Here is an 8,834-nt window from a genome sequence, read left to right as displayed (position 1 = left end):
TGTTACGCGTCCATGGCATGAGCATGAAAGATGTCGGCATTCTCGACGGTGACCTCATTGCCGTACATACCTGCCGGGAAGCGCGGAATGGGCAGATCGTCGTGGCTCGAATCGGCGATGAAGTCACCGTAAAACGCTTTAAACGCGAAGGCAGTAAAGTCTGGCTGATGGCTGAAAACCCTGATTTCGCCCCTATCGAAGTGAACCTTAAAGATCAGGATCTGGTGATCGAAGGCTTGAGCGTCGGCGTAATTCGCCGCTAAAGGAGACGTTATGCAGTTCCCACACACCCCACAGCATGCTCAATTACCACTGTTCGAGGCATTTATGGCACAGCCCATCGCCCCGTTACTTACAGATGTGGTCGAAACGCCCTGGAACACAGAGCCAGAAGCTTTTAGTGAACTGTCTTTGCGCGGCGCGGCCGGGAACTGCCTCAATCTTTTAGCGCCTATTCTACGGGAATTGAGCCAGGATCAAGACGCACGGTGGCTGACGCTGATCGCGCCGCCGTCGAGCCTGACCCAGACTTGGCTGCGAGACGCGGGACTTAATCGGGAGCGCATTCTTTTGCTGCAACCACGCGGTACTCAAACTGCGCTGCAGTTGACCTGCGAGGCATTGAAGTTAGGCCGCAGCCATACTGTGGTCAGCTGGATCAACCCGATCAATGGCGTGGGGCGCCAACAATTGATCGGCGCTGCAAAGACGGGGGACGCTCAAAGCTTGAATATCCGCCTAGGCTGAGTGATCAGCCCCGATCCGACGGCTCAAGATCAATGCAGGCCTATCAATCAATGGAGAACGCGCGGGCCATCGTGCTTATCAAGATCGCCTTCCGCGAGACGTCCGGCCATCTGCACGCCGACACTCAGCATGGCTTTGGCGACTTCAACGTGCTGACCTTGCAGGAAAACTTTGGCATCTGCAGAGAAATCCAACGTAACCAAGGACCCCTCGTCCTCAGCGCGGCGCAGTTCAATACGGCCGTCAGGCAACTCGACAATTTCTAAAAAGGACGTTGGCATAGCTATCTGCTCTCCACGAAAGGCCAGCATTGTACCAGCCAGTCGACTCAACCCCTAGTCCATCGATCAATCAGCACTCACTAAGCCCTTCGCGAAAACGAACCGTCAGGCCCTTGAGCTGCTGTCGCCAGCTCTCCATTTCGCTACGAGTCAGCTCGGGCGCAGGCTCTTCACCCACGCTAATAGCAATGATCATTGGCTGGGTAACATCACCCTTAGGCTTCTTCGGCTCACGCGGCGGTTGGAACAGCGCGTTATAGGCCGCCAGCATTTGCGCTAGCCAAGTTTCTGAATGCTGAGCCAATTCGATCAATTCTGCCAACTCGGGAATGGAGATCGACTTCAGCACATCCTCTGTCAACAGCGTTTCTGCCCGCGGAGCATTCGCTTGAGGCAGGCGATAAAAGCCTGCGATCTCGTGGCACAAACCCAGCAGGGCGCCATACAGGTGAAACAACGCGCATTCGCGCTGGGCCTGAATTTGCGCCTGGGCATTCATCGCTCGGCTTTCTTCAGCCTTACCAAGCGCTTCAAGGGCGAGTCCGGCGAAAAATATTTTCTGATTGGTGCGGGTATAGAGCTCATGGGCCATGGCGGGATTCTCCATCAAAACAGGTTTTAGCCATCACAAACAATTTAGAACAACTGAGCGCAAAGCAAATCTGGCTCGCGCAACACGCTTTTATGCGCACCGGGCGAGCCAGCATCCGACCGCTGAAAGGGCTACCTGACGACAATGCGTCAGGTACTCACATCAACGCTTGTCTTCGACCTTCCAAGCCTTGCCATCGTAAAACGCTCGCCAACCGGTTGGCTTGCCTTCCACTTCGGTCTGCACATATTGCTCTTTGGTCTTGCGGCTGTAACGTATCACCGCAGGGTGCCCGTCCGGATCCTTCTTCGGCGCGTCGCAGAGGAAGTGGTACTTAGGATCGATCTCGTCCTTGTGCGGAACGATCTCGATCACCAGTGGCGCACGGGTTTCACGGTTTTTCGGAAACTGACTGGCAGCCAGAAACAGACCCGAGGCACCGTCACGCAAGATATACGTATCGGTAACCTTCTCGCATTTCAACTCCGGCATTTTCACCGGGTCCATCTTCGGCCCTGCTGCTTCACCGCTTTTCAGCAATTTGCGCGTGTTCTTGCACTCAGGGTTGGTGCAACCGAAGAACTTACCGAAACGACCGGTCTTGAGCTGCATTTCGCTGCCGCACTTGTCACATTCCAGGCTTGGGCCTTCATAGCCTTTAATCCGGTAAGTGCCTTCTTCGACTTCATAACCCACGCAGTCGGGGTTATTGCCGCAGATATGCAGCTTGCGCTTTTCGTCCAGCAGGTACGCATCCATCGCCGTGTTGCAGATGTGGCAGCGATGCTTGCCGCGCAGTACACGGGATTCAGACTCGCCCTCGTCGTCCTCGGCGATCTCGTCGCCAGGCGTCAAATTGATCGTTGCCTTGCAGCGCTCTTTTGGCGGCAGGCTGTAACCGGAGCAACCGAGGAATACACCGGTGGACGCGGTACGGATCTGCATCGGACGACCGCAGACCTTACAGGCGATATCAGTCATCACCGGCTGGTTGGCGCGCATACCGCTGTCCGCAGCTTCAGCTACTTCGAGTTTTTTCTTGAAATCGCCGTAGAACTCATCAAGCACGCTTTTCCAGTCACGCTGACCTTGAGCGACGTCATCGAGGTTCTCTTCCATGCCTGCGGTAAAACCGTAGTCCATGAGGTTAGCGAAGCTCTCGGACAAGCGTCCGGTAACGATATCGCCCATTTTTTCCGAATAGAAGCGGCGGTTATGCAGCGCCACGTAACCTCGATCCTGAATGGTCGAAATGATCGCCGCGTAGGTCGATGGACGGCCGATTCCGCGCTTTTCCATTTCCTTGACCAGGCTCGCTTCCGAGTAACGCGCAGGCGGCTTGGTAAAGTGTTGCGTCGGATCAAGCTTGTTCAGTTTGAGCGTGTCGCCCTGCCCCATGTCAGGCAATACGTCGTCGTCGCCTGGCTTGGCCATCTGCGGCAGAACGCGGGTATAACCGTCGAACTTAAGGATGCGGCCCTTGGCGCGCAGCTCAAAGGTCCCAGCCGCGACACTGACGGTAGTCGACAGGTATTGCGCCGGTGGCATCTGGCACGCCACGAATTGGCGCCAGATCAGCTCGTAGAGGCGCTCAGCGTCACGCTCCATACCCGTCAGCTTGCTCGGATGGGTATTGACGTCAGACGGACGAATCGCTTCGTGAGCCTCTTGTGCGCCTTCTTTACTGCTGTAGACGTTCGGCGATTCCGGCAGGTACTTCTTGCCGAATTCAGTTTCAATATAGCTGCGCGCCATGGTAACGGCATCGACCGACAGGTTGGTCGAGTCGGTACGCATGTAAGTGATGTAGCCCGCTTCGTACAAGCGCTGGGCCATCATCATGGTTTTCTTCACGCCGTAACCCAGGCGATTACTGGCAGCCTGTTGCAATGTGGACGTGATAAACGGCGCCGACGGCTTGCTGCTGGTCGGCTTATCTTCGCGCTTGACGATGCTGTAGCTGGAAGCCTTGAGCTTCTCAAGCGCAGCCATGGCCGTGGTTTCATTTAGCGGCTTGAAGGCTTCGCCGTTTTCACGGGCCACTTCGAAACGCACATTGGCGCCTTTGGCGGTGCCGAGGTCTGCGTGTATTTCCCAGTATTCTTCAGGGTTGAACGCACGGATCTCGCGTTCGCGCTCTACGACCAGCTTCACCGCAACCGATTGCACGCGGCCGGCCGACAGACCACGGGCCACTTTCTGCCAGAGCAGCGGCGAGACCATGTAACCCACGACACGGTCGAGGAAACGGCGAGCCTGCTGAGCATTGACCCGATCGATATCGAGTTCGCCTGGCTTGGAGAACGCTTCCTGGATCGCCTTCTTGGTGATCTCGTTGAACACCACGCGCTTATAGCGGCTGTCGTCACCACCGATGGCTTCGCGCAGGTGCCAGGCAATGGCTTCCCCCTCGCGATCCAAGTCGGTTGCGAGATAGATGATGTCAGCATCTTTGGCAAGCCGGCGCAGCTCCTCGATCACCTTCTCTTTACCAGGAAGGATTTCGTACTTGGCTTTCCAGCCATGATCAGGATCGACACCCATCCGCGACACAAGCTGGCGCTTGGCCTTTTCTTTAGGCGTCAGGGCAGGCACTTCGCCCACAGCAGCTTTGCCGCGCTTGGCAGCAGGCTCTTTGCTGGCGCTAGCCGAACCGCTGGTGGGCAAGTCTCGGATATGGCCGATACTCGACTTCACCACGTACTGGTTACCCAAGTACTTGTTGATGGTCTTGGCCTTAGCCGGGGATTCCACGATGACCAGCGATTTGCCCATGGATCAGAAAATTCCTGAATTTAGAAATGAAAGGCGCTTGGTGCCCTGTCGAGGCACCGCTATATATAGTGGCAATAAGGCGAGGTCAAGCACAGGCTACTGCGCGATCTCTCCTGAAGGCCTTGAAAACAGACTCGGTTCGACTTGAACCAGAGCAAAGCGTGGCACCTGTTCGCCGTCAACCTCGACGGACTCCAGGAACATGCTCAAGGGGCGGACCCAAAGGCCGTAATCGCCATAGAGGGCTTGATAGAACACGAATTCCTCTTCAGTTTCGGAGTTCCGGGCAATGCTGAATACACGGTACTCAGGGCCCTTGTAATGGCGGTAGAGTCCTGGCTGTAACTGCATGTGGCTGCCCTCGAAAATGAAACCTGAAAATAAATTTTCTTGAAACACAACTTTTTTTCAAAAACCAGCTTTTCATAAAAACAAAAGCCGGGGCACGTGGCCCCGGCTTCCATCAAACGAACCGTTAAACGCGTTCGAAGACAGTGGCAATGCCCTGACCGAGACCGATGCACATGGTTGCAACGCCAAGGTTGCCGCCATTCTGCTTCATGACGTTCAGCAACGTACCTGAGATACGTGCTCCGGAACACCCAAATGGGTGGCCGAGAGCAATTGCGCCGCCGTGCAGGTTAACCTTCTCGTTCATCTTGTCGAGCACTTTCAAATCTTTCAGCACCGGCAAGGCCTGTGCAGCGAAGGCTTCGTTAAGCTCGAAGAAGTCGATATCGGTGATACCCAGACCCGCACGCTTCAGGGCTTTTTGTGTCGCAGGTACTGGACCATAGCCCATGATTGCAGGGTCCACACCCGCAACAGCCATCGAGCGGATAACCGCTAGAGGCTGAATGCCGAGGTCTTGGGCTCGCTGTGCCGACATGACGATCATGCACGATGCACCGTCGGTAATTTGCGAAGAAGTACCCGCTGTTACCGTACCACCTTTAGGGTTGAAGGCTGGCTTCAAGGCCGCAAGGCTTTCCAGTGTTGTATCCGGACGAATGGTTTCGTCATAGTCGAACATCTTCAGGAAGCCATTCTCATCATACCCATGCATCGGGATGATTTCGTCCTTGAACTTGCCTTCGATCGTTGCCTTGTGAGCCAACTGATGCGAACGCAGACCAAAAGCGTCCTGGGCTTCACGGGTAATGCCGTGCATTTTACCGAGCATCTCAGCGGTCAAGCCCATCATGCCCGACGCTTTGGCGGCGTACAGCGACATGTGCGGGTTCGGGTCCACGCCGTGCATCATGCTGACGTGACCCATGTGTTCAACACCACCCACCACGAACACATCACCATTGCCCGTCATGATGGCTTGCGCTGCAGTGTGCAGCGCACTCATGGACGAACCGCATAGACGGCTAACCGTCTGCGCAGCTGCTGTGTGCGGAATCTGAGTCAGCAGCGAGGTCATGCGGGCAATGTTCCAGCCCTGTTCCATCGTCTGGTTTACGCAGCCCCAGATCACGTCTTCGACTTCCGAAGGGTCAACCTTGACGTTGCGTTCCAGCAGCTTGCTGATCAGGTGCGCAGACATGTCTTCTGCACGGGTATTACGGTGCATGCCACCCTTGGAGCGGCCCATCGGGGTGCGACCGAAGTCAACAATCACGACGTCTCTCGGATTCAAGCTCATAAATTCCTCTCAGTCGTTGGGCGCTTAACCGAAGAAGCTCTGGCCATTTTTAGCCATCTCACGCAGCTTCGCGGTGGGGTGGTACAAAGCACCCAGATCAGCATATTTGTCAGCCAGGGCAACGAATTCAGCCACACCAACCGAGTCGATGTAACGCAGCGCGCCGCCACGGAATAGAGGGAAACCGATACCGTAGATCAAGCCCATATCGGCTTCAGCGGCGGTTTCAACGATGCCGTCTTCCAGGCAACGAACCGTTTCCAGGCACAGCGGGATCATCAACCAGTTGATAATATCGTCGTCGGACACTTCGCGTTGTTCGTAGACAATCGGCTTGAGGACTTCAAGTACCGCGGCATCCGTGACCTTCTTCGGCTTGCCCTTCTTGTCCATCTCGTAGGCGTAGAAACCCTTGCCGTTTTTCTGACCCAGACGATTGGCTTCGTAAAGCACGTCTACCGCGGAACGACGGTCGTCCTTCATGCGGTCAGGGAAGCCTTCGGCCATGACATCGCGACCGTGGTGGCCGGTGTCGATACCGACCACGTCCATCAGGTACGCCGGGCCCATTGGCCAGCCGAACTTTTCCATAACCTTGTCGATGCGAACGAAGTCCACTCCGGCGCTGACCAATTTGGCGAAACCACCGAAATAAGGAAACAACACGCGGTTAACCAGGAAGCCCGGGCAATCGTTGACCACGATCGGGTTCTTGCCGATTTTTTTGGCGTAGGCCACAGCGGTTGCCACTGCAACTTCACTGGATTTCTCGCCACGAATGACTTCAACCAGCGGCATCATGTGCACGGGGTTAAAGAAGTGCATACCAACGAAATTTTCCGGGCGCTTGAGGGCTTTGGCCAACAGACTGATGGAAATAGTCGAGGTGTTCGACGCCAGAATCGTGTCGTCCTTAACCTGACCTTCGACTTCCGCCAACACTGCTTGCTTGACTTTTGGGTTCTCGACCACCGCTTCAACCACGAAGTCCACGGTGCCAAAATCGCCGTAGGACAGCGTAGGGCGGATCGCATTTAGCGCAACGGCCATCTTCGCCGAGGTCAAACGCCCCTTGTCGACGCGGTTGCCCAGCAGTTTCGACGCTTCGTTCAGACCCAATTGAATGGCGTCTTCACGGATGTCCTTCATCAGGATCGGCGTGCCTTTGACAGCCGACTGATAGGCAATGCCGCCGCCCATGATCCCGGCGCCGAGCACGGCTGCCTGTTTCACGTCGTTAGCGACTTCATCGTAGATCTTGGCTTTTTTCTTCAGTTCCTGATCGTTCAGGAACAGACCGATCAGGCTCTGCGCAGTAGACGTTTTGGCCATTTTAACGAAGCCGGCTGCTTCGATTTCCAGCGCCTTGTCACGGCCAAAGTTGGCGGCTTTCTGGATGGTCTTGATAGCTTCGACCGGTGCCGGGTAGTTCGGGCCGGCTTGGCCAGCCACAAAACCCTTGGCGGTTTCGAACGCCATCATCTGTTCGATGGCGTTGAGTTTGAGCTTGTCCAGCTTCGGCTGACGCCGGGCTTTGTGATCGAACTCGCCAGAAATGGCACGTTTGATCAGGTCCATCGCCGCTTCGGCAAGTTTCTGCGGAGCAACCACGGCATCGACTGCACCTACTTTCAGCGCGTCTTCAGCACGGTTTTCCTTGCCCGAAGCAATCCACTCGATGGCGTTATCAGCACCGATCAGGCGCGGCAAACGGACGGTACCGCCGAAACCTGGGTAGAGGCCCAGCTTTACTTCAGGCAGACCGATTTTGGCGCTGTCCGACATAACCCGAAAGTCAGCCGCCAGGCACATTTCAAAACCGCCGCCCAATGCGATGCCATTGATTGCTGCCACGGTAGGAACACCGAGGTCTTCGAAATCGCTGAAGATTTTGTTGGCTTCGAGGTTGCCAGCCACCAGCTCAGCATCCGGCAACTTGAAGTTCTCGACGAACTCGGTGATGTCGGCGCCGACGATGAACACGTCTTTGCCACTGCTAACGATCACACCAGTGATCGAACCGTCGGCCTTGATGGCATCAACAGCCTGACGCAGTTCGTTTAGGGTTAGACGGTTGAACTTGTTGACGGACTCGCCCTTGAGATCGAACTTCAGTTCGACAACACCACTTTCAAGAGCCTGAACCGTGATGGCTTTACCTTCGTAAATCATCAACTGATCTCCACGATATGGAAGCTGAACAATACGCGCTGGACGCTACAAGTTGACGTGACGAAAGCGTTGCCGCCGTTGCTACCGCCAAACTACCTAGCCAACCCGCCGACGCGATACTCGGGATTTTGGAAGAGCGTTTTAAGATGCAAACGCTCATTTCATACGCCCGTTTGATTTGGGTATGGACACCATCACGGAATTTCTGCCAATTGTCAATTGGGCAAAATGCCAGTGATCGCGCAGAACTGCTCACCGGCTATCGGTGCACCCCGTAGCGGCCGCAAGTTTGATGATGCTTGGATATAACAATATTCATTCAAATAATAATGGATACGCGCAGCCAGTTTTTGCACCTTTTCAGGGCGACTTAGCTATCAGTGGATAAAAAAGAGGCGAGCAACAAGACAAACGCTGCGAGAAGGTCTACATTCTGCGCACTGACGAATCAGGCGCTTGTAAAGCGGCAGACTCAACGCTCAGTGCCTTCCCTGCCTTGCGCAAGGATCGCCACAGATTATCCGGCCTGCCTGGCCAACCCTGGCCCGATGTAGTTATCGGGCTTTTTAATGCCTGAAATTTGAGTAAATCAGCGCGCGCGGCTATCAAGCCAAGG

At 55.3% G+C, this 8,834-nt stretch carries 8 protein-coding genes; 2 read left to right on the top strand and 6 right to left on the bottom strand.

Annotated features, from left to right (window positions below; genetic code table 11):
• Nucleotides 1–263: S24 family peptidase (locus M0974_RS24685; protein ID WP_297843201.1), on the top strand; the 263-nt coding region annotated here is incomplete at its 5' end.
• Between the two features lie 10 nt (nt 264–273).
• Nucleotides 274–747, top strand: coding sequence for an SOS-induced cell division inhibitor SulA (gene sulA / locus M0974_RS24680; RefSeq protein WP_297843198.1), 474 nt, complete (start codon nt 274–276; stop codon nt 745–747).
• Between the two features lie 47 nt (nt 748–794).
• Here the strand turns inward: sulA and M0974_RS24675 are convergent, their stop codons facing one another.
• The 6 genes from M0974_RS24675 to fadB form a co-directional block, all read right to left on the bottom strand.
• Complete coding sequence (locus M0974_RS24675) at nt 795–1,028, bottom strand: hypothetical protein (RefSeq protein WP_297843195.1); 234 nt, start codon at nt 1,026–1,028, stop codon at nt 795–797.
• Nucleotides 1,029–1,098: 70 nt separating this feature from the next.
• Nucleotides 1,099–1,620 (bottom strand): DUF6586 family protein, encoded by a 522-nt coding sequence (locus M0974_RS24670; RefSeq protein ID WP_297843192.1) that lies wholly within the window; start codon nt 1,618–1,620, stop codon nt 1,099–1,101.
• Between the two features lie 162 nt (nt 1,621–1,782).
• Nucleotides 1,783–4,395 carry a type I DNA topoisomerase gene (gene topA / locus M0974_RS24665; RefSeq protein WP_297843189.1) on the bottom strand — a complete coding sequence of 871 codons (2,613 nt, stop codon included), beginning with the start codon at nt 4,393–4,395 and terminating at the stop codon, nt 1,783–1,785.
• A 96-nt stretch (nt 4,396–4,491) separates the two neighbouring features.
• Nucleotides 4,492–4,746 carry a DUF1653 domain-containing protein gene (locus M0974_RS24660; protein WP_297843187.1) on the bottom strand — a complete coding sequence of 85 codons (255 nt, stop codon included), beginning with the start codon at nt 4,744–4,746 and terminating at the stop codon, nt 4,492–4,494.
• 124 nt (nt 4,747–4,870) lie between these two features.
• Nucleotides 4,871–6,046 (bottom strand): acetyl-CoA C-acyltransferase FadA, encoded by a 1,176-nt coding sequence (gene fadA / locus M0974_RS24655; RefSeq protein ID WP_297843184.1) that lies wholly within the window; start codon nt 6,044–6,046, stop codon nt 4,871–4,873.
• A 24-nt stretch (nt 6,047–6,070) separates the two neighbouring features.
• Complete coding sequence (gene fadB / locus M0974_RS24650) at nt 6,071–8,218, bottom strand: fatty acid oxidation complex subunit alpha FadB (RefSeq protein WP_297843182.1); 2,148 nt, start codon at nt 8,216–8,218, stop codon at nt 6,071–6,073.
• Between the last annotated feature and the right edge of the window lie 616 nt (nt 8,219–8,834).

Source organism: Pseudomonas sp. (assembly GCF_026224925.1).
Classification (GTDB): domain Bacteria; phylum Pseudomonadota; class Gammaproteobacteria; order Pseudomonadales; family Pseudomonadaceae; genus Aquipseudomonas.
Note: the sequence above shows the minus strand (reverse complement) of the source record. Positions and strands in the feature narration are given on the sequence as shown.

Excerpts from the sequence above, each read along its gene's own strand:
- sulA (WP_297843198.1), top strand. The coding sequence starts at position 274 with ATGCAGTTCCCACACACCCCACAGCATGCTCAATTACCACTGTTCGAG.
- M0974_RS24675 (WP_297843195.1), bottom strand. The coding sequence starts at position 1,028 with ATGCCAACGTCCTTTTTAGAAATTGTCGAGTTGCCTGACGGCCGTATT.
- M0974_RS24670 (WP_297843192.1), bottom strand. The coding sequence starts at position 1,620 with ATGGCCCATGAGCTCTATACCCGCACCAATCAGAAAATATTTTTCGCC.
- topA (WP_297843189.1), bottom strand. The coding sequence starts at position 4,395 with ATGGGCAAATCGCTGGTCATCGTGGAATCCCCGGCTAAGGCCAAGACC.
- M0974_RS24660 (WP_297843187.1), bottom strand. The coding sequence starts at position 4,746 with ATGCAGTTACAGCCAGGACTCTACCGCCATTACAAGGGCCCTGAGTAC.
- fadA (WP_297843184.1), bottom strand. The coding sequence starts at position 6,046 with ATGAGCTTGAATCCGAGAGACGTCGTGATTGTTGACTTCGGTCGCACC.
- fadB (WP_297843182.1), bottom strand. The coding sequence starts at position 8,218 with ATGATTTACGAAGGTAAAGCCATCACGGTTCAGGCTCTTGAAAGTGGT.